Genomic DNA, 18388 nt, shown 5'->3' with positions numbered 1-18388 from the left:
GCCGCTACGCGGGGGAGTAGGCGACCGTCACCGGCGCGTGGTCCGACCAGCGCTCGGGATGGGTGGCGGCGCGCTCGACGCGGGCCGCCGCGGCACGGGCGGCGAGGCCGCGGGTGGCCACGTGCAGGTCGATGCGCCAGCCGGTGTCGTTGTCGAAGGCCCGGCCGCGGTACGACCACCAGCTGTAGGGTCCCTCGCCCTCGGGGTGGAGCCGGCGGACGACGTCGGTCCAGCCGCCCTCGTCGTACAGCCGGGACAGCCAGGCGCGCTCCTCCGGCAGGAAACCGGCCTTCTTCTGGTTGGCGCGCCAGTTGCGCAGGTCGCGCTCGGTGTGCGCGATGTTCCAGTCGCCGCAGACCAGGGCCTCGCGGCCACCGGCGGCGCTCTTCTCGCGGAGCGTGGTCAGGTGGGCCAGGAACTCCTCCATGAACCGTTCCTTCTCCGTCTGCCGCTCCGTGCCGACCTCGCCGGAGGGCAGGTAGAGGCTGGCCACCGTGATCCCGGGCAGGTCGATCTCAGCGTAGCGGCCGGAGTCCTCGAACTCCTGCGAGCCGAAGCCGATCCGCACCGCCTCGGGCTCCAGCCGCGAGTACACCGAGACCCCGGCGCGCCCCTTGGCCGCGGCGGGGGCGTGCACCACGTGCCAGCCCCGCGGCGCGCGCACCTCCTCCGGCAGCTGGCCGGGCTCCGCGCGCACCTCCTGGAGGCACACCACGTCGGCGGAGGTGGCCGCCAGCCAGGGCAGGAACCCCTTCGTGGCCGCGGCGCGCAGCCCGTTCACATTCACGGTCGTCACGGTGAGCATGACGGGGACGATACCCGGCGGCGGAGCCTCTCCCGACGGGTGCGTTCCGTACGCACGTACGATATGCGGGTGCAGATCCGGAAGACGCGCTACGACCACCCCGACGCCGTCCTGCTGACCGCGCAGGTCCAGCAGGAGTACGTGGAGCGCTACGGCGACCCCGACGCGACGCCGGTGGACGTGGGGCATTTCGACGCCCCGTACGGCCGTTTCCTGCTCGGCTACCTCGACGGCGCCGCCGTGGCGACCGGCGGCTGGCGGGCCCAGGACGCCTCCCCGGACGGCTTCGAGGACGGCGACGCCGAACTCAAGCGCATGTACGTCGTCCCGCAGGCCCGCGGCAAGGGGCTGGCCCGCCGGATGCTCGCGGAACTGGAGCGCGACGCGGCCGCCGCCGGCCGCACCCGCATGGTGCTGGAGACCGGCCTGATGCAGCCCGAGGCGATCGCCCTGTACACCTCCAGCGGCTACACCCCGGTCGCCAAGTTCGGTCACTACAGGGACAGTCCGCTCAGTGTGTGCCTGGGCAAGTCCCTGCTCGCCGTCGGCCCGGCCTCGGCCACGCGGGCGCGGCCCGCGTAGCCTGGGGACATGACCGAGGACAGCGCGACCGCCCGTCTCGCGGCGGGGAAGTACCTCCTCGTCACCACCTACCGCAGGGACGGCCGCTCGGTGCCGACCCCGGTGTGGGTGGTGCGCGACGGCGACGCCCTGGGGGCGTGGACGGCCGCCGACTCCGGCAAGGTCAAGCGGATCCGCAACCGGGCCGACGTCCTGGTCGGTCCCTGCGACGTGCGCGGCCGGCCGACGGGGGATCAGATGCCCGCCCGCGCCGAGATCCTGGAGGCGCGGGACAGTGAGCGCTACCGCTCCCTGGTGGCGCGCAAGTACGGGTTGATGGGCCGGCTCACCCTCTTCGGCAGCCGGCTGCGCCGGGGCCGCGAGGGCACGGTGGGTCTGCGGATCACACTCGCGTGAGCACCGGCTCCGCCGGGTCCGGCCGGCCCGCCCGGTCCGGCGTCTGCACGGTGAGCGTCTGCCGCGACTGCTGCTGCGGCACCGAGAAGGTCCCCGGTGTCGATCACGCGGCGCAGTTGGCCGGTTTGGAAGAAGCGCTCGGCGGGGTGTGCCGGGTGCGGGTCACCGACTGCCTCGACGTGTGCGAGCAGGCCAATGTCGTGGTCGTCCAGCCGTCGCCCCGGGGACGCGCGGCGGGCGGCCGTCCCGTCTGGCTCGGTCTCGTCAACGACCCCGGCGCCGTGCGGGACATCACGGCCTGGGTGCGCGCCGGGGGCCCGGGTCTCGCGGAGCCGCCGGAGGTGCTGGAGCTGTACGCCATCCGTCCGCCGAACGGCCCGGGCGGCGGCTGACGCCGGCCTGGCGGCGCACGGAAGGGCCGCACGGGCGTCGTTGCCCGTACGGCCCGGAACCAGCCCTGGCGACGGGTCAGTCGATGCTGCGCAGGATGTGCAGCTCGTTCAGATCGTCCTCGTACCCGGCGAGCAGGATCGGCGCGGACCTGGCCCAGACGTCCAGATTGCGCACCTCCCGCTGCGGGTTGGGCTGATCGTCAGGCTCCTTGGGGAGCTGGTTCCGCTTTGACTTCTCGGGTGTCACCGCGCACTCCTTCGTGTCGGGTGAGCCGGACGCCGGGCCCGGCCGCTGCCGGACGCCTTCGCCCGGTCGGGCTGATGGGCTGAGCGGACGCGGTGGCGCCGGTTGCGGAACCGGGCGGGGGCCGCGGTGGGCGGCTCCTCCCGGGGCGGAGGCCGTGGGTGGTCGGTGCTCGCCCAGGGGCCGTTCCGTCGACCTCCAGCGTAAGCCCGCCCGGAGGGCGCCACCATCCAATTGGCCACGACGCGACCGCAGTGGGGTCGTTGCCGGGTGTCAGCCCGTGCGCCGGGAGGCTCCGCCGCGCGCGCAGACAAGGGTCGCCCACACGGCGCGGCCCGTACCGCGAGTGGGCGGTTTGACACCCCAGCCTTCGGCCAAATGGGCGACGAGGGCGAGTCCGCGGCCGTTCTCGTCGGCATCCGCCGCCCGGCGGCTCAGCGGACCGGCGTCGCCGCGCCCCTCGTCGACGATCTCCACGTGCAGCAGTCCCCCCGCGGTCCACAGCAGGCAGGCGACGTGCTCGCTCCCGCTGTGCAGTACCGCGTTGGTGAACAGCTCCGTGACGACGAGCCCGGCGTCGTCGCCCAGGGCCTCCAGGCCCCAGTGGCCCAGCGTCGACCGCACCTGGCGGCGGGCGATCCCGACCGACGAGGCGTGCGCCGGGAGGCGAAGCCGGAAGGTGTCCCGGGCGCTGGGGGCATGAAGCACACAGGTAACTATGGCCAGAGCCTGCACAGAAGGCAAGGGTCATTCTGCAAATTGCACAATCGCCAATACAGGGTGTCGGTTCCATTCCTGACATGGCACACTGCTTCCATGGGAGAGAGGGATCGTGGCTGAGGCCAGGGCCGGTGGAGCGCCGACCGTCCTGCGCGTCATCCTCGGCAAACGCCTCCACCACCTGCGTGAGAAGGCCGGGCTCTCGTACGAGCAGGCCGCGCGGGCCCTCGACGTCACCCACGCGACCGTCCGCCGCATGGAGAAGGCCGAGGTCGGCCTCCGCATCCCGTACGTGGAGAAGCTGCTCGGCCTCTACGGGGTGCCGCAGGCCGAGGCCGACGCCTTCGTCGACCTCGCTCGGGAGGGCAACCAGCCGGGCTGGTGGCACCGTTATCGGGACGTCCTGCCCTCCTGGTTCAGTGCGTTCGTCAGCCTGGAGGCCGAGGCGGGCACGATCCGCGCCTACGAGCCGCACTACGTGCCCGGACTGCTGCAGACCGAGGAGTACGCCCGTGCCGTGCTCCGGGCCGGCAGCCCGCACGCCTCGGCCGCCGAGACCGAGCGGGCCGTCGCCCTGCGGCTGGAGCGCCAGGCACTGCTGTGCCGGCCCGACGCGCCGCTGCTGTGGGTGGTCATGGACGAGACCGTGCTCCGGCGCCCCATCGGCGGCGCCGACGTCATGTGCGCGCAGCTCGAACGGCTCGTGGCGGCGTGCGAACTGCCTTACGTACGGCTGCAGATCATGCCCTTCAGTGCGGGCCCGCACCCCGCGATGTACGGGCCTTTCCACATCTTCCGGTTCCAGGTCCAGGAGCTGCCGGACGTCGTCTTCACCGAGAGCCTGGTCGGCGCCGCCTACCTGGACGACCGGGACGACGTGTCCGTCTTCCTCGAGGCCCTGGACCGGATGTGCGCGCAAGCCTCGCCCGCACACAGCACCGCAGCCATCCTCGATGGCATCCGCAAGGAGATCTGACACACATGGACGACCGCATATACAACGGCATGCGTGCCCTGGACCTCGGAACCGAGGGCTGGCACAAGCCGTGGAGCGGCGGCAACGGGGGAAGTTGCGTGGAAGCCATGAAACTGGCGGACGGCAGAGTCGCGCTGCGGCAGTCCACCGACCCCGAAGGGCCGGCGCTCATCTACACGGACCTGGAGATCAAGATGTTCATCCAGGGCGCGAAGGACGGAAAGGCGGACTTCCTGCTGTCCTGAGCCTCCCGGTTGACGACTTCGAGTGAAAACGGCCCGCGCGGGCAACCGCGGTGACCAACGGGCCGTCTCCGGCGGTGATCCGCCGCCGACGGACGGGACAAGGGGAGCATCACTATGGCCGAGGACCTCGGACCGCTGTACGAGCCGGGCGTCGCCCACGTGCGCATCGCCGCGGCCGACGCGGCGACCGCCCACCGGGTCGCCGATCTCATCGCCTCCCGCTACCCCGGGACCCGCCCGGCGAGCGTGACCACCAACGCCGACGGGCTGGTGGAGTTCGCCCTGTTCACCCACACACTGGAGTCGAGCCCCACCCACCCGTACGACCACTGATCCGCGGACGACGCCGGAGCCGCGGCGGCCTCACCGCCCCGCGGCGTACCGCCAGAAGTCGCGCATCAGCGCGGGCGGGGTGGGGCCGGCCAGCTCCCGCTGGGTCAGGAGCACGGTGACCGTGCCGGTCGACGGCACGATGTGGGCCGCCGTGCCGGTGCCGCCGACCCAGCCGTAGCGGCCCGGCACGTTCCACGGCTCGACGGACGCGACGTCCACCGATCCGCCGAAGCCCCAGCTCTGGCCCTCCAGGAACAGCGGGCTGGCCTCCCGCTGGCCGGGCGTCAGGCGATCGGTCGTCATCAGCCGTACCGACTCCGGCGACAGCACCCGCCGGGCGGCCTTGCCGCCGTCGATGCCGCCGCCGAGCAGCATGCGGCCGAAGGCGTGCAGGTCGTCGGCGGTCGACACCAGTCCTCCGGCGCCCGAGGGGAAGGCGGGCACGGTGCTCCACTGCCCGTCCGGCGCGTCGACGAGCTGCAGACCGCCCGGATGGTCGGCCCGGTAGTAGCCGGTGAACCGGCCGAGGTCGCCCGGCGGCACCGCGAAGCCGGTGTCCTTCATGCCGAGCGGCTCGAAGATCCGCTCCGCCAGGAACTCCGGCAGCGACCGCCCGGCCACCCGGGCGATCAGCACGCCCTGGATGTCCGACGTGGTGTTGTACAGCCAGGCCTCGCCGGGCTGCTCCAGCAGCGGGATGCGCGAGAGCGCCGCCATCCACGCGTCCGGCTCCGCGACGTGCCGGGGCATCGGCGGCCCCTGCTTCAGCTCGGAGAACAGCGGCACGACCGCCGGGAGCGAGAAGTCGGAGGGAAACCCGTAGCCGGCCCGGGCGTCCAGCAGATCGGCCACGGTGATCGGACGTTCGGCCGGGACGACGTCGTCCACCGGGCTGTGCGGGGTGCGGACGACCACCGGCGACGCCAGTTCCGGCAGCCACTTCGCCACCGGGTCGTCCAGCGTGAGCCGCCCGTCGTCCACCAGCGTCATGACAGCGGCGGCGGTGATCGGCTTGGAGACCGAGGCGATGCGGAAGATCGAGTCCGGGGCCATCGGGGCCGGGGCCGTGCCGGCGATGCCGGCCGAGCCGACGGCCGCCACCTCGGTCCGCTCGCCGCGGGCCACCAGGCCCACCGCCCCCGGCACCGTTCCGTCGTCGACGTACGCCTTGAGGATGTCGTGCAGATCGGTCATCGGTCCACCTTCGGGAAAGTACGGTCGGGAAGGCAGACCGCCCGGGGACGCCGAACTCATCGGCCGCGGGTCCGGCGGCGGTCCCGGGCGCCGCCGGCCACCGCTGTCCCCCCGGGCCCACCGACACCGCTGGGAGGTGCCCGGTGCACGCGTGCGCCGCGGGGCGGTGGAGTCCTCCCCGGATGGGTGGCCGGGGAGCGCCGCGGAGCAGGCGGGAAGGTGGCGGCAGGGCCCGGCTACGCGGACACCACGCCCGTGCCCGCGGGTCGCCGGTCCGTTCCGAGGCCGGCCGCCCGGGCCAGCCGGCGGTGGGAGTCCAGCAGTGCCGCGCGGTCGTACCCGGCCGTGCTGACCAGGACCTCGTCCGCCCCGGTGCGTGCGACCAGCCCCGCGAGCGCCGCCCCGGCCTCCGCCTCCGTGCCGTGGATGCCACCGGCCAGCGACTCCTCGAAACGACCGCGTTCGCGGGCGGTCATGGGGCCCGCCAGGATCTCCGCCGGCGGCCCCAGCGGCGGGAACTCCCCGTGGTCGCGGGAGTACGCGGCCGACCAGGCCTCGGAGACCAGCAGCCGGCGTGCCGCCTCGGTGGTGGCGGCGACGGCGACCGGCGTGGAGACCACCACGTACGGCCGTGCCGCCCACGCCGAGGGCCGGAACTCGGCGCGGTACCGGTCGATCGCCGCCCGCATCCGCCCCTCGTCACGGCCCGCGATCACCAGCGGCAGCCCGAAGGCCGCGGCCTGCGCCGCGCCCGAGCCCGTGGCCAGGACGAAGGTCGGCAGGCGCAGTCCCTCCGGCGGCCGGGCGTGCACGGCGGTGCCCCCGCCCGGGCTGCCGGTGAAGTAGCCCAGCAGTTCGGTCAGCAGCCCCGCGAAGTCGTCCGCCGCGCCCATGTCCTTGCCCAGTGCCCGCCGCACGCCGTCGGTGAAGCCCACCGAGCGGCCCAGCCCCATGTCGATCCGCCCCGGGAACAGCGACTCCAGCACCCCGAACTGCTCGGCCACCACCAGCGGCCGGTGGTTCGGCAGCATCACCCCGCCGGTGCCCACCCTGATCCGGGACGTCGCCCCCGCGATCGCCGCGGCCAGCACGGTGGGCGCCGACCCCGCCAGTCCCGGCACCCCGTGGTGCTCGGACACCCAGAAGCGGTGGTAGCCGAGCTCCTCGGCCCGCTGCGCCAGCCACACGGTGTCCCGCAACGCCTGCGCGGGGTCCTGCCCCTTGCGCACCGGGGACCGGTCGAGGAGCGAGAGCCGGAAGGACGGCGGAAAAACGGGAAGCGGCGGCGAGGTCACCCCTTCTTCAACGTCCCGCGCGGCCCCGGATTCCCGCGCTTCGAGATCTTCGTACGCCACGCGAGGGCCGTGCTCGCGGGGTAGCCTCGGGGAAGACCAGCGGGGACGGCCGGAGGCTGCGATGACGGAAGCCGCGCGCGCGACGGGGCGGACCGGTGGGCTGACGCTCGGTGAAGCGGCGGGACGGTGGGTGCTGGTCGCCGTCGTGCTCGGGTCGGGCATGACCTTCCTCGACAGCACGGTCGTCAACGTGGCGCTCCCCACCATCGGCCGTGATCTCGGCGCCTCCCTTGAGGGGCTCCAGTGGACGGTCAACGCCTACACCCTCACCCTGGCCGCGCTCATCCTGCTCGGCGGCTCCCTCGGCGACCGCTTCGGGCGGCGCAAGATCTTCATGATCGGCACGGTGTGGTTCGCGCTGGCCTCGCTGATGTGCGGCCTGGCGCCCGACATCCACGTGCTGATCATCGCCCGCGCCCTCCAGGGGATCGGCGGCGCCCTGCTGACACCGGGGTCGCTCGCGCTGATCCAGTCGTCCTTCGCCTCCGAGGACCGGGCCCGCGCGATCGGCGTCTGGTCCGGCCTCGGCGGCATCGCCGGGGCGCTGGGGCCGCTGCTGGGCGGCTGGCTGGTGGACGCCGTCAGCTGGCGCTGGGTCTTCTTCATCAACCTGCCGCTGGCGGTACTCGTGCTCGCCGTGTCGTCCCGGCACGTCCCGGAGAGCCGGGACGAGTCCGCCACCGGCGACTTCGACGTGGCCGGGGCCGTGCTCGGCGCCGTGGGCCTCGCGGGCATCACGTACGCGCTGATCGGTGCGGGCGGGCGGCAGGCCGACCTGGCCGCCGTCGGGGTCTCCGGCTTCCTGGGCCTGGCGGCCCTGGCCGGCTTCGTGTGGACCGAACGGCGCAGCAGCCATCCCATGCTGCCGCCCGGCCTCTTCGCCAACCGTCAGTTCACCGCCGCGAACCTGGTGACCTTCGCCGTGTACGCCGCGCTCGGCGGCGTCTTCTTCTTCCTGGTGCTGGAGCTGCAGACCGAGGCCCGGTTCTCCCCGCTGGCCGCCGGCTCCGCGCTGCTGCCGATCACGATCATCATGCTGGCGCTGTCCGAACGCTCCGGGCGGCTGGCCGAGCGGATCGGCCCGCGCATCCCCATGACGGTCGGCCCGGCGCTGTCCGCGGTGGGACTGCTGCTGATGCTGCGCATCGGCGCCGACGCCTCGTACGTGGCCGACGTCCTGCCGGCGGTGTGCGTCTTCGGGCTCGGCCTCGCCTGCACGGTGGCCCCGCTGACCGCGACCGTGCTGGGGGCGGCCGACGTACGGCACGCGGGCACCGCCTCCGGTGTGAACAACGCCGTCGCCCGGGCGGCGGGCCTGCTGTCGGTGGCGGCCCTGCCGCTGATGGTGGGACTGTCCGGTGACGACTACGAGAACCCGGCGGCCTTCGGGCACGGCTTCCGCCTCGCCGTCCTGATCTGCGCCGGGCTGCTCGTGGTGGGATCCGTGCTGGCGTGGACCTTCATCAGCTCCGACGTGCTGAAGGAGACCCCGGAGGAGCCGGAGAAGGAGCTGCCGCCGCTCCACCACCACTGTGCGATCGTGGCCCCGCCGCTCCAGTGCAACGCGGCGGGGGCGCCGTCGCCCCCGTCCTCCCGGCCGGAATCCTGATCGGGCCGGCGCGCGCACCGGCCCCTGGTCCTGCCGTCACGCTCGCTCCCCGCCCCGCGAAGCACCGCACGTGACGGCACGTCCCCCGGCGGTGGCCGGGGGAACCAGTGCGACGACAGGGGCCAGGGAGATCAGGGCCCGGGGGCGATCAGTACTCGTCGGCGCCCCGTACGAGGTGCATCGCGGCCTCCTCGGCGGAGGCGGCGGCCCCGTCGACACCGATGTCGTACGCGACCAGGCCCTCGGTCTCGTAGTGCGCGCCCTCGTCCGGGGCGACCAGCCGGCCCGCGCGCGGCCCGCCGACCTCGTCGTCGATCAGCTCACCGTCGGTGTCCCAGGCGTCACCGATACCGTCACCGGTCGGGACGGCCAGGTCCGGAAGCTCCTCGGCCAGACGTTCGTCCAGCGTCTCCCCCCGCAGGCGGCCTTCCGCGGTGGTGGCCGCCTTGTTCACCGCCCAGGGCCGCTCCGGCGGCGAGTAGCCCTCGTCGAGCACCTGGTCCACGCCGTGGTAGTCCAGCGTGTCCTCGGGCTCCAGCAACCCGGCGTCGTCCTGCACCTCGGACCCGTCCGGCTGGTAGACCTCATCACCCATGTCGTTGTCGCTCATGTCCGTCTCCTCGCTCACGCGCCGCCACCACCGACGTCGGCGCGCCGCCTCGCGGGCCGCGTGCCCCCTCTGCCTCCAAGACTCTTCCGTTCGGACGCCGAACGCCACCCGAAAGCGGGAAAAAGCCCGGTCGAGGCGGTGTTCCCCGGACATTCACCCGGCGGACCGGTGCCCGCCGCCGCGAACCCCTGGTCCCTTCCGCCGCCCGGCGGCACCCTTGCCTGCGATCACACGCACCTGACGTCGAGTCGACAAGGATCGGTGGGATGACGGGTATCAGTCGCCGGAAGTTCGTGGCCCTGTCCGCGGGGGCGGCCGCGGGGGCCGCCGTCACGCAGACGGGCGCCGCGGCGCCGCAGCAGCAGGCGGCAGCCGCCGCCGGCACCATCGCCGATGTACGGCACGTGGTCGTGCTGATGCAGGAGAACCGCAGCTTCGACCACTACTTCGGGACGCTGGGGGGTGTGCGCGGCTTCGGCGACCGGGCCGCCATCACCCTGTCCGGCGGCCAGTCGGTCTTCAACCAGCCGAACGGCACCGGACGGCAGTACCCCTGGCGGCTCAGCGCCACGCCCGCCGCCGGCGGCGCCGACCCCGAGACGCTCGCCCAGTGCAACGGCGACCTGCCGCACAGCTGGTCCTCCCAGCACGCCGCCTGGAACAAGGGCGCCCTGGACTCCTGGGTCTCCGGCGTCGGCAACGTGCGCTCCCTCGGCCACCTCACCCGGGCCGACATCCCCTTCCACTACGCCCTCGCGGACGCCTACACCATCTGCGACGCCTACTACTCCTCCACCCTGAGCGCGACCGGACCCAACCGGACGTACCTGTGGAGCGGGAAGGTCGACTCCTCCAGCCACGACGGCGGCGACGAGTCGGGCCTGGCCTGGCAGACGTACGCCGAGGCCCTGCAGAACGCCGGGGTGAGCTGGCGGGTCTACCAGAACGCCGACGACAACTACGGCGACAACGGCCTGGCGTACTTCAAGCAGTTCACCCAGGCCGCCGCGGGCACCCCGCTGCACGACCGCGGCATGGCCTCAGTCCCGCGCACGACCGGCTCGACGCCGGACGACATCGTGGCCGCCGTCAAGGCCGACGTGCTGGCCGGCACCCTGCCCCAGGTCTCGTGGATCGTCCCCAACCAGGCCTTCTCCGAGCACCCCTACGCCCCGCCCGGCGACGGCGCGCACTTCGTGCACCAGGTGCTCCAGGCCCTGAGCGCGAACCCGGCGGTCTTCGACTCGACCGTGCTCTTCCTCAACTACGACGAGAACGACGGCTACTTCGACCACGTCCCGCCGCCGTCCCCGCCCGCCGGCACGGCCGGCGAGTTCCTGAACGGCACGCCCTACGGGCTGGGCTTCCGCGTCCCGATGATCGTCGTCTCGCCCTGGACGCGCGGCGGCTGGGTGTCCTCCGAGGTCTACGACCACACCTCCGTCATCCGCTTCATGGAACGCTGGACCGCGGCCCTGGGCACGCCCGCCACCAGCCCCAACATCAGCGCCTGGCGCCGCAAGGTGACCGGCGACCTGACCCGCTGCTTCGACTTCACCGCGCCGGTCACCGGACTGCCCGCGCTGCCCGCGACATCCGTCATCGGCATCGACACCTGTGCCCCCCTGCCCAACCCCAGGCCCACCACCAACGCGCTGCCCGTGCAGGAGGCGGGCACCCGGCCCGCCCGCGCCCTGCCCTACCAGCCGAACGGCCACCTGGACCGGCTGGAGTTCGGCAGCGGCGGCTCGATCCTGGCCTGGATCGCCATGAGCAACCAGGGTGCCCAGGCCACCGGCGCCGCGCACTTCTCCGTCCACCCCAACGCCTACCGCAGCCGCGTGCCCTGGCAGTACACGATCGACGCGGGCGGGACCGGCAGCGACTACTTCAACATCGGCTCCGGCTACGGCGACGGCAAGTACGACCTGACCCTCGTCGGCCCCAACCGCTTCCTGCGCCGCTTCACCGGGGACGCCAAGGCGGCCGGCAAGGCCTGCGAGGTCGTCCCGACCTACGCGGCCGCGCCCGACACGGGCAAGCAGGCGGTCTGGTTCCGCATGACCAACACCTCCGCCGCCGCCGTCACCTTCACCATCAGGGCGAACCAGTACCGCACCGACGGCCCCTGGACCTACACCGTTCCCGCCGGCGGCAGCACCGACGACTTCTTCAACGCCGTCGCGTACTCCTCGGGCTGGTACGACTTCACGGTCACGATCGGCTCCGACGCGTCCTGGTCGCGCCGCTTCACCGGCCACCTGGAGACCGGCGCCGCGAGCGTCACCGGCTGATCCGTCCCGGGGCCCGTCAGGCCTCCTCGTGGATGCCGATCACCTTGCGCAACGCGTCGCGCGCCTCGTGCGAGCTGCCGCCCTGCTCCAGCAGGGCGGCGGCGATCGCGTCCAGCTTGGTCTGCAGGGCGTGCTCGGCGCGGCGCTCGGAGTTCTTCAGCAGCGCCAGCAGGAGCAGGGTGACCGCCGTCATCAGGTCCGCCGCGAACAACTGCCAGTTCAGCGGCAGCCCGAGGACGTGGACGACGACGAAGGCGGACACCATGACGACGCACACCCCGTAGAAGGCGGGGGAGGCCGTGAAGTTCGAGGCCCCCTCCGCCAGTTGCTCGAAGCGGCCGCCGCGGCCGCGTTCGTCGGTGCGTTCCACCGGGTGCTGGAAGGTCATCGCGTCCTCCTCGGGCGTCGGGTGCGGCGGGGCCGCGTCCTGCATCCCTGCTGCCCCGGACGGCCGGGCGCACCCCTGCCGGTGGGCACGGCCGGGTGCAGGCCCCCGCACCCGGCCGCGCCGGTGAGGAGTCAGCAGATCCGGGGGAGTTGTTCGCCCAGTGGAAGATCGACCACCCGGGTGCCGCCGAGTCCGGTGCGCGCGACCACCATGCCCGCGTGGTCCTCGACGCACTCGCCGATCACGGCCGCCCGGGTCCCCAGCGGGTGCGCGCGCAGAGCCGCCAGCACCGCGTCGGCATGGGCCCGGGGGACGAAGGCCACGAGTTTGCCCTCGTTCGCCGCGTACCACGGGTCCAGGCCGAGCACCGCACACGCGTTGGCGACCGGGGAGGGCACGGGCACCGCGCGCTCCTCGACGACGACGCCGACCCCGGAGGCGGCGGCGATCTCGTTGAGCGCGGCGGCGAGCCCGCCCCGGGTGGGGTCGCGCAGCACATGCAGATCGGTCGTCACCGCGAGCATCGCCTCGACGAGACCGTTCAGCGGAGCGCAGTCGCTCTCGATCTCGACGTCGAACTCCAGCCCCTCGCGGACGCTCATGACGGCGACGCCGTGCGCGCCGATCTCCCCGCTGACGATGACGACGTCGCCCGGCTCCGCGCGCTGCGGCCGGATGTCGACCCCCTCGGGGACCAGGCCGATGCCCGCGGTGTTGATGTAGATCCCGTCGCCGTGGCCGGACTCGACGACCTTGGTGTCCCCGGTGACGATCTCGACCCCGGCGGTCCGCGCGGCCGCGCCGATCGCCTCGGCGACCCGGGCGACCAGCGGCATCTCCACACCCTCCTCCAAAATGAACCCGCAGGACAGGAAGGCCGGACGGGCGCCGCTCATCGCGAGGTCGTTGACCGTGCCGTTGACGGCCAGGTCCCCGATGCTGCCGCCGGGGAAGAACAGCGGCCGCACCACGTACGAGTCGGTGGAGAACGCCAGCCGTGCCCCGCCGAGCGGCACCACCGCGGAGTCGGCGAGCTGGGCCAGCACGGGCCCGCCGAAGGCCGGGGCGAAGACGTGCCGGACGAGTTCGGCCGACAGCGTCCCACCGCCGCCGTGCCCCATCACCACACGGGGCTGGTCGCGCAGCGGCGCGGGGCAGGTCCAGCCGGAGAAGTCCGGTGCCGCAAGGGTGTCAGCGGTCTCAGCCAACGGGGCTCGCCTCCAGAGGTGCGCTGGTGCCGCCGAGCCGGCGGTAGAGGTAGTAGGCGGCACAGGCCCCCTCGCTGGAGACCATCGTGGCGCCCAGCGGATTGCGGGGGGTGCAGGCGGTGCCGAACGCCTCGCACTCGTGCGGCTTGATCAGGCCCTGCAGCACCTCGCCGCTGCGGCAGGCGGCCGGCTCCCGGGTGGTGATGCCGGTGACCTCGAAGCGGTGCTCCGCGTCGAACTCCCGGTAGCGCGGGGAGAGCCGCCAGCCGCTGTCCGGGATGACCCCGATGCCGCGCCACGCCCGGTCGGTGACCTCGAAGACGTCCGCGAGCATCGCCTTGGCCGCCGCGTTGCCCTCGGGGCGGACGGCGCGCGGGTAGGCGTTCTCGACGGTGTGCTCGCCGCGCTCCAGCTGGCGCACGGTGCGGCGCACCCCCTCCAGGATGTCCAGCGGCTCGAAGCCGGTGACGACGATGGGCACGCCGAAGCCGTCCGCCAGCTCCGGGTACTCCTCAGTCCCCATCACGCTGCACACGTGCCCGGCGGCCAGGAACGCCTGCACCCGCACGTCCGGCGACCGCATGATCGCCTCGATCGCGGGGGGCACCCGGACGTGCGAGACCAGCAGGCTGAAGTTGCGGATGCCGAGCCTGCGCGCCTGGTACACCGTCATGGCGTTGGGCGGGGCGGTGGTCTCGAAGCCGATGCCGAAGAACACCACCTGTCGGTCGGGGTTCTCCCGGGCGATCCGCAGCGCGTCGAGCGGGGAGTAGACCACCCGCACGTCGCCGCCCTCGCTGCGCACCCGGAACAGGTCGCGGCCGGTGCCGGGCACGCGCAGCATGTCGCCGAAGGAGCAGAAGATCACTTCGGGCCGGGAGGCGATCTCCAGGGCCTTGTCGATGACCTCCAGCGGCGTCACGCAGACCGGGCAGCCGGGCCCGTGGATGAGCTCGACCTCCTCGGGCAGCAACTGGTCGATGCCGTGCCGGATGATGGTGTGGGTCTGGCCGCCGCAGACCTCCATCAGCGCCCAGCGCCGGGTCACGGTGGCGCGGATGTCGTCCAGCAGCCGCTTGGCCAGTGCGGGGTCCTGGAACTCCTCGATGTACTTCACCGGTCCGCCTCCACCCCCGCTGTGGCCGTCCCGGACGGGGTGGTGCCCGCCTCGGCCGCCGCCTGCTGCCACGGGTCGCCGAACTCCTCCTCCAGCAGGCCCAGGTTGCCGAAGAGGGCGAGCGTCTGCCGCGCCGACTCCTCGTCCAGGCGCTGCAGCGCGAAGCCGACGTGGACGATGGCGTACTCGCCGACCTGGAGGTCGGGCAGGTACTCCAGGCACACGTCCTTGATCACGCCGCCGAAGTCGACGGTCGCCATCCTTGTCCCGTCACGTTCCTCGATCTCCAGCACCTTGCCGGGTACCGCCAGGCACATCAGCTGTCTCCTCGCTCTGGGTGGGGGGTCCGCGGGCCGTCGCCGCGGGCCGCGGCGACGAGTTGGCCGAGCGCCAGGCCGCCGTCGTTCGGCGGCACCAGGCGGTGGAGCAGGACCTCGAAGCCGTCCGCGCGCAGCGCGCCCGCGCAGGCGGCGGACAGCAGCGCGTTGGCGAAGACGCCGCCGCTCAGGGCGACCGTCGCGACGCCGTCGCGGTCGCGTACGGCGGCGCACACCCGGAGCACGAGGTCGGCCACGGCACGGTGGAAGCGGCCCGCCACGACGCCCGCCGGCACGCCGCGGCCCAGGTCCGCGACGACGCCCGCGAGCACCGGGCCCGCGTCGCAGGCGGTGGCGCCGTCCGCACCGCCGCCGGGACGCAGCGCGAACGCGTAACCCCGCAAGGGCAGTTCGCCGGCGGCGACCGCGGCGGCCTCCAGCTCGACGGCCGCCTGCGCCTCGTACCCGGCCTCCTGGCAGACCCCGGCCAGCGCGGAGACCGCGTCGAAGAGCCGGCCCATGCTGGAGGTGGGGACGCAGGCCAGGCCGCGTTCCAACTGCGTCGCCAAGAGGCGGAGTTCGTCCTGCGGGCAGGCTGCCACGCACGGCAGGCCGGCCGTCCAGGGCAGACCGGCCGCCCACAGGTGCGCCAGCGCCATGCGGTAGGGCCTGCGGACCGCGGCGTCCCCGCCCGGCAGCGGCACGTAGGCGAGATGGGCCGCGCGCCGGAAGCCGTCGTAGTCGGCGACCAGGAACTCCCCGCCCCAGACGGCGCCGTCGTCGCCGTGGCCGGTGCCGTCGAAGGCGATACCGAGCACCGGCGCGGTACCGTCGAGCCCCGCCTCGGCCATCGCCGCGGCGACGTGCGCGTGGTGGTGCTGCACCTGGCGCAGCGGACGCCCGCCCGCCGCGCGGCGAGCCCAGCCCAGCGACCGGTAGCCCGGGTGCCGGTCGGCGGCCAGCAGGACCGGCCGCACGCCGGTGATGTCCTCCAGCTGCCGTTCCGCGGCGCCGAAGGCGGTCAGCGTCTCCAGGTCGTCCATGTCACCGACGTGCGCCGACATCCAGGCGTGCCGCCCCTCGCCCACACAGAAGGTGTTCTTCAGGTCGCCGCCGACGGCGAGCGCCGGGAGCACGGACACCGGCAGCGGCACCGGGAAGGGCGCGTAACCGCGCGAGCGCCGTACCGGGAGTTCACCGCCGTCGCAGATCCGCACCACCGAGTCGTCGCAGGGCACATGGATCGGCCGGTCGTGCGTGAGCCACGCGTCGGCGAGCCCCGCGAGCCGGCGCAGGGCGTCCTCGTCGTCCGTGACGATGGGTTCGCCGCCCAGGTTGCCGCTGGTCATCACCAGCAGCCGGGGACCCGGCGGGTCGCCGGGCAGTCCCAGCAGCAGATGGTGCACCGGGGTGTACGGCAGCATGACGCCGAGGTCGGCGACCCGCGGCGCGACGGCCGGCGCCACACCGCCGGTACCGGGCCGCCGCCGCAGCAGCACGACGGGGCGCCGGGCCCCGGCCAGCAACGTCCGCTCCGCGGCGTCCACATGGGCCAGTCGCGTCACGTCCGCGAGGTCCCGGGCCATCAGGGCGAACGGCTTGTCGCCCCGGTTCTTGCGCGTCCGCAGCAGCCGTACGCTCGTGTCGTTCGCCGCGTCGCAGGCCAGGTGGTAGCCGCCGAGCCCCTTCACGGCGAGGATCGCGCCGTCCGCGAGCAGCCGTCGCGCGCCGCCGAGCGGATCGTGCGCCGCCGCCTCCACCGTGCCGCGCCCGCGCCGCACCAGCAGCCGCAGCCGCGGACCGCAGTCGTGGCAGGACACCGGCTGCGCGTGGAAGCGCCGGTCGCCCGGGTCCTCGTACTCCGCCCGGCAGGCCCCGCACATCGGGAACCGGGCCATCGTGGTGTTCGCCCGGTCGTAGGGCAGTGCGGTCACGATCGTGAAGCGCGGCCCGCAGTGCGTGCAGGTGATGAACGGGTGGCGGAAGCGGCGGTCGCCCCGGTCGCGGAGCTCCGCCAGGCAGGCCCCGCAGGTCGCGGTGTCGGGGGAGACCAGTGTCCGCGCGGCGCCCCCGCCCGCCCGTGAGGGCGCGATGGCGAAGTCCGAGCCACCGGCGAGCGGTACCGCGGCGTGCGAGACGGACTCGACCACCGCCAGCGGCGGGGCGTCGGTGCCGATGCGGACGCAGAAGGCGGCGACGGCCGCCGGGGCGCCCTCGACCTCGGCGACCACGCCCTCACCGGTGTTGCCGACGTGCCCCGAAAGACCGAGTTCCCGGGCCAGTCCGAAGACGAACGGGCGGAAGCCGACCCCTTGCACCACGCCCCTCACCAGCACCCTGCGGCGCTGCGCGGCGGCGTCGGCCGCCGGGGCCGGCCGGCCGGCCATCAGTGCCCGTGCCCCACGGCGGTGCGCGCCATCACGGGCCGGTGGACGGCGGCCCCGGCGTGCACCGCGAGCGCCCGCTCCAGCAGCACACCCACGCCCTCACCGTCGCGCACCGAGGTGCGGACCACCTCGACCCCCGGGTTCACCTGGGCGACGTTGGCGAGGAACGCCCCCTCGTCGAAGTCCACGGCCGCCGCGATGTCGTACTTGGTGATCAGGACCAGCTGCGCCAGTCCGAAGGCGCTGGGGTACTTCAGCGGCTTGTCCTCGCCCTCGGTGACCGAGGCGAGGACCACGCGCAGCGACTCGCCGAGATCGTAGGAGGCCGGGCACACCAGGTTGCCGACGTTCTCCACGAACAGCAGGTGGGTGTCCCCGGGCAGCCAGTCGTCGACGTGCGAGCGCACCATCCGGGACTCCAGATGGCACAGCCCGTCGGTCAGCACCTGCCGCACCGGCGCGCCCGAACGGCCCAGGCGCAGCGCGTCGTTCTCGGTGGCGAGGTCGGCGGTGAGCGCGGCGACCGGCACGCCGCGCCCGCGGGCCAGGCTCAGTTCCGCCTCCAGGAGGGCGGTCTTGCCGCTCCCGGGGCTGGACAGCAGGTTCACCATGACGGTCCCGCGCGCGGCGAGGTCCTCACGCAGGTGCGCGGCGCCGTGGTCGTTCCTGGCGAGCACGGACTGCTGCAGGTCGGTGACTTTGCACATGGCGTTCAGCGCTCCTCGGCGAGTGGTGCGGACAGCGGGACGGGCGGGCCGGGTGGGACCGGCTCGGCCCACCGCACTTCGGTGATGCGCAGTTCGCGACCGGACAGCAGCTCCGACGCGCCCGCGCCGCAGCGGGGGCAGCCCAGCTGCGGGGGCATCCCGGTCGGCCACTCGTGGTCGCAGGGGGCGCACCGGGCCCGGCCCGGCACGGTCCCGGCCGTCAGGGACGAGCCCTCCAGGACGGTGCCGGAGCAGGCGAGGTCGAAGCAGAAGGACAGGGAGTCGGGCAGCACGCCGGCGAGTTCGCCCACCTCCAGCCGGACCTCCCGCACGGCGGGCGGGACGGCGCCGTCGGCCGCCAGGCGGGCGGCGGCCTGCTCGACCTGCTCCACCACCGCCATCGCGATGGACATCTCGTGCATCGGTCTCATCTCCGGTGTGGGGCGCCGGCCGGGCCACCGGCTGCCGCCCGGCGGTACCCCCGGCTCGCGCGGCTCCATTAGAGGCCG

The 18388-nt window shown here is 73.8% G+C and carries 21 protein-coding genes; 8 read left to right on the top strand and 13 right to left on the bottom strand.

Annotated features, from left to right (window positions below; genetic code table 11):
- Nucleotides 1-4: 4 nt before the first annotated feature.
- Complete coding sequence (locus ACIP98_RS05930) at nucleotides 5-805, bottom strand: exodeoxyribonuclease III (RefSeq protein ID WP_319660592.1); 801 nt, start codon at nucleotides 803-805, stop codon at nucleotides 5-7.
- Nucleotides 806-874: 69 nt separating this feature from the next.
- On the opposite strand from ACIP98_RS05930, the gene ACIP98_RS05925 reads away from it, so the two are divergent.
- The 3 genes from ACIP98_RS05925 to ACIP98_RS05915 are packed head-to-tail and all read left to right on the top strand — an operon-like array spanning nucleotide 875 to nucleotide 2175.
- A complete protein-coding gene (locus ACIP98_RS05925; RefSeq protein ID WP_401973945.1) occupies nucleotides 875-1387 on the top strand; it encodes a GNAT family N-acetyltransferase in 513 nt (170 codons plus the stop codon).
- A 9-nt stretch (nucleotides 1388-1396) separates the two neighbouring features.
- On the top strand, nucleotides 1397-1783 hold the full coding sequence (locus tag ACIP98_RS05920; protein ID WP_319660590.1) for a PPOX class F420-dependent oxidoreductase: 387 nt from the start codon (nucleotides 1397-1399) through the stop codon (nucleotides 1781-1783).
- Nucleotides 1780-2175 carry a (2Fe-2S) ferredoxin domain-containing protein gene (locus ACIP98_RS05915; RefSeq protein WP_319660589.1) on the top strand — a complete coding sequence of 132 codons (396 nt, stop codon included), beginning with the start codon at nucleotides 1780-1782 and terminating at the stop codon, nucleotides 2173-2175. The genes ACIP98_RS05920 and ACIP98_RS05915 overlap by 4 nt, the downstream gene beginning before the upstream one ends.
- Nucleotides 2176-2251: 76 nt before the next feature.
- Here ACIP98_RS05915 and ACIP98_RS05910 read toward each other — a convergent pair whose 3' ends face one another.
- Together ACIP98_RS05910 and ACIP98_RS05905 are read right to left on the bottom strand one after the other, a co-directional pair.
- Entirely contained in the window at nucleotides 2252-2422 is a 171-nt protein-coding gene (locus ACIP98_RS05910; protein ID WP_319660588.1) for a hypothetical protein, read from the bottom strand.
- Nucleotides 2423-2692: 270 nt separating this feature from the next.
- A complete protein-coding gene (locus tag ACIP98_RS05905; protein WP_401973943.1) occupies nucleotides 2693-3127 on the bottom strand; it encodes an ATP-binding protein in 435 nt (144 codons plus the stop codon).
- Nucleotides 3128-3251: 124 nt separating this feature from the next.
- Here ACIP98_RS05905 and ACIP98_RS05900 point away from each other — a divergent pair, with 124 nt between their 5' ends.
- From ACIP98_RS05900 to ACIP98_RS05890, 3 genes are all read left to right on the top strand, one after another.
- On the top strand, nucleotides 3252-4115 hold the full coding sequence (locus tag ACIP98_RS05900; RefSeq protein WP_319660586.1) for a helix-turn-helix transcriptional regulator: 864 nt from the start codon (nucleotides 3252-3254) through the stop codon (nucleotides 4113-4115).
- A 5-nt stretch (nucleotides 4116-4120) separates the two neighbouring features.
- On the top strand, nucleotides 4121-4360 hold the full coding sequence (locus ACIP98_RS05895) for a DUF397 domain-containing protein (RefSeq protein ID WP_319660584.1): 240 nt from the start codon (nucleotides 4121-4123) through the stop codon (nucleotides 4358-4360).
- Between the two features lie 114 nt (nucleotides 4361-4474).
- Nucleotides 4475-4693, top strand: a complete 219-nt coding sequence (locus tag ACIP98_RS05890; protein WP_319660583.1) for a hypothetical protein — start codon at nucleotides 4475-4477, stop codon at nucleotides 4691-4693.
- A gap of 30 nt (nucleotides 4694-4723) precedes the next feature.
- On the opposite strand, the gene ACIP98_RS05885 is transcribed toward ACIP98_RS05890, so the two are convergent.
- Nucleotides 4724-5887: a serine hydrolase domain-containing protein gene (locus tag ACIP98_RS05885; protein WP_319660582.1), complete on the bottom strand. Its 1164-nt coding sequence runs from the start codon at nucleotides 5885-5887 to the stop codon at nucleotides 4724-4726.
- 236 nt (nucleotides 5888-6123) lie between these two features.
- Nucleotides 6124-7182, bottom strand: coding sequence for an LLM class flavin-dependent oxidoreductase (locus ACIP98_RS05880; RefSeq protein WP_319660581.1), 1059 nt, complete (start codon nucleotides 7180-7182; stop codon nucleotides 6124-6126).
- A gap of 121 nt (nucleotides 7183-7303) precedes the next feature.
- Between ACIP98_RS05880 and ACIP98_RS05875 the strand changes: the two genes are divergently transcribed.
- Nucleotides 7304-8851: an MFS transporter gene (locus ACIP98_RS05875; protein WP_319660580.1), complete on the top strand. Its 1548-nt coding sequence runs from the start codon at nucleotides 7304-7306 to the stop codon at nucleotides 8849-8851.
- A 148-nt stretch (nucleotides 8852-8999) separates the two neighbouring features.
- Here ACIP98_RS05875 and ACIP98_RS05870 read toward each other — a convergent pair whose 3' ends face one another.
- Nucleotides 9000-9461, bottom strand: a complete 462-nt coding sequence (locus tag ACIP98_RS05870; protein ID WP_319660579.1) for a DUF5709 domain-containing protein — start codon at nucleotides 9459-9461, stop codon at nucleotides 9000-9002.
- A 266-nt stretch (nucleotides 9462-9727) separates the two neighbouring features.
- On the opposite strand from ACIP98_RS05870, the gene ACIP98_RS05865 reads away from it, so the two are divergent.
- Nucleotides 9728-11755, top strand: a complete 2028-nt coding sequence (locus ACIP98_RS05865; RefSeq protein WP_319660578.1) for a phosphocholine-specific phospholipase C — start codon at nucleotides 9728-9730, stop codon at nucleotides 11753-11755.
- Between the two features lie 16 nt (nucleotides 11756-11771).
- Here the strand turns inward: ACIP98_RS05865 and ACIP98_RS05860 are convergent, their stop codons facing one another.
- From ACIP98_RS05860 to ACIP98_RS05830, 7 genes are all read right to left on the bottom strand, one after another.
- Nucleotides 11772-12143, bottom strand: coding sequence for a low affinity iron permease family protein (locus ACIP98_RS05860; RefSeq protein WP_319660577.1), 372 nt, complete (start codon nucleotides 12141-12143; stop codon nucleotides 11772-11774).
- Between the two features lie 131 nt (nucleotides 12144-12274).
- Nucleotides 12275-13264, bottom strand: a complete 990-nt coding sequence (gene hypE, locus ACIP98_RS05855; RefSeq protein ID WP_401973988.1) for a hydrogenase expression/formation protein HypE — start codon at nucleotides 13262-13264, stop codon at nucleotides 12275-12277.
- A gap of 79 nt (nucleotides 13265-13343) precedes the next feature.
- Nucleotides 13344-14468 (bottom strand): hydrogenase formation protein HypD, encoded by a 1125-nt coding sequence (gene hypD / locus ACIP98_RS05850; protein WP_401973940.1) that lies wholly within the window; start codon nucleotides 14466-14468, stop codon nucleotides 13344-13346.
- A complete protein-coding gene (locus tag ACIP98_RS05845) occupies nucleotides 14465-14785 on the bottom strand; it encodes a HypC/HybG/HupF family hydrogenase formation chaperone (protein ID WP_401973938.1) in 321 nt (106 codons plus the stop codon). The genes hypD and ACIP98_RS05845 overlap by 4 nt, the downstream gene beginning before the upstream one ends.
- Nucleotides 14785-17172: a carbamoyltransferase HypF gene (hypF, locus tag ACIP98_RS05840; protein WP_401973936.1), complete on the bottom strand. Its 2388-nt coding sequence runs from the start codon at nucleotides 17170-17172 to the stop codon at nucleotides 14785-14787. The genes ACIP98_RS05845 and hypF overlap by 1 nt, the downstream gene beginning before the upstream one ends.
- A complete protein-coding gene (gene hypB / locus ACIP98_RS05835) occupies nucleotides 17172-17879 on the bottom strand; it encodes a hydrogenase nickel incorporation protein HypB (protein WP_319660567.1) in 708 nt (235 codons plus the stop codon). The genes hypF and hypB overlap by 1 nt, the downstream gene beginning before the upstream one ends.
- 5 nt (nucleotides 17880-17884) lie before the next feature.
- A complete protein-coding gene (locus tag ACIP98_RS05830; protein ID WP_319660565.1) occupies nucleotides 17885-18301 on the bottom strand; it encodes a hydrogenase maturation nickel metallochaperone HypA in 417 nt (138 codons plus the stop codon).
- Between the last annotated feature and the right edge of the window lie 87 nt (nucleotides 18302-18388).

The organism is Streptomyces sp. NPDC088354 (assembly GCF_044753585.1).
GTDB lineage: Bacteria > Actinomycetota > Actinomycetes > Streptomycetales > Streptomycetaceae > Actinacidiphila.
Note: the sequence above shows the minus strand (reverse complement) of the source record. Positions and strands in the feature narration are given on the sequence as shown.

Bases quoted from the DNA above. Each gene is read 5' to 3' on its own strand.
- ACIP98_RS05920 (WP_319660590.1), top strand. From the start codon at position 1,397: ATGACCGAGGACAGCGCGACCGCCCGTCTCGCGGCGGGGAAGTACCTC.
- ACIP98_RS05865 (WP_319660578.1), top strand. From the start codon at position 9,728: ATGACGGGTATCAGTCGCCGGAAGTTCGTGGCCCTGTCCGCGGGGGCG.
- hypB (WP_319660567.1), bottom strand. From the start codon at position 17,879: ATGTGCAAAGTCACCGACCTGCAGCAGTCCGTGCTCGCCAGGAACGAC.
- hypF (WP_401973936.1), bottom strand. From the start codon at position 17,172: ATGGCCGGCCGGCCGGCCCCGGCGGCCGACGCCGCCGCGCAGCGCCGC.
- ACIP98_RS05875 (WP_319660580.1), top strand. From the start codon at position 7,304: ATGACGGAAGCCGCGCGCGCGACGGGGCGGACCGGTGGGCTGACGCTC.
- ACIP98_RS05870 (WP_319660579.1), bottom strand. From the start codon at position 9,461: ATGAGCGACAACGACATGGGTGATGAGGTCTACCAGCCGGACGGGTCC.
- ACIP98_RS05890 (WP_319660583.1), top strand. From the start codon at position 4,475: ATGGCCGAGGACCTCGGACCGCTGTACGAGCCGGGCGTCGCCCACGTG.
- ACIP98_RS05860 (WP_319660577.1), bottom strand. From the start codon at position 12,143: ATGACCTTCCAGCACCCGGTGGAACGCACCGACGAACGCGGCCGCGGC.
- ACIP98_RS05830 (WP_319660565.1), bottom strand. From the start codon at position 18,301: ATGCACGAGATGTCCATCGCGATGGCGGTGGTGGAGCAGGTCGAGCAG.
- hypE (WP_401973988.1), bottom strand. From the start codon at position 13,264: ATGGGGCACGGCGGCGGTGGGACGCTGTCGGCCGAACTCGTCCGGCAC.
- ACIP98_RS05885 (WP_319660582.1), bottom strand. From the start codon at position 5,887: ATGACCGATCTGCACGACATCCTCAAGGCGTACGTCGACGACGGAACG.
- ACIP98_RS05930 (WP_319660592.1), bottom strand. From the start codon at position 805: ATGCTCACCGTGACGACCGTGAATGTGAACGGGCTGCGCGCCGCGGCC.
- ACIP98_RS05845 (WP_401973938.1), bottom strand. From the start codon at position 14,785: ATGTGCCTGGCGGTACCCGGCAAGGTGCTGGAGATCGAGGAACGTGAC.
- ACIP98_RS05895 (WP_319660584.1), top strand. From the start codon at position 4,121: ATGGACGACCGCATATACAACGGCATGCGTGCCCTGGACCTCGGAACC.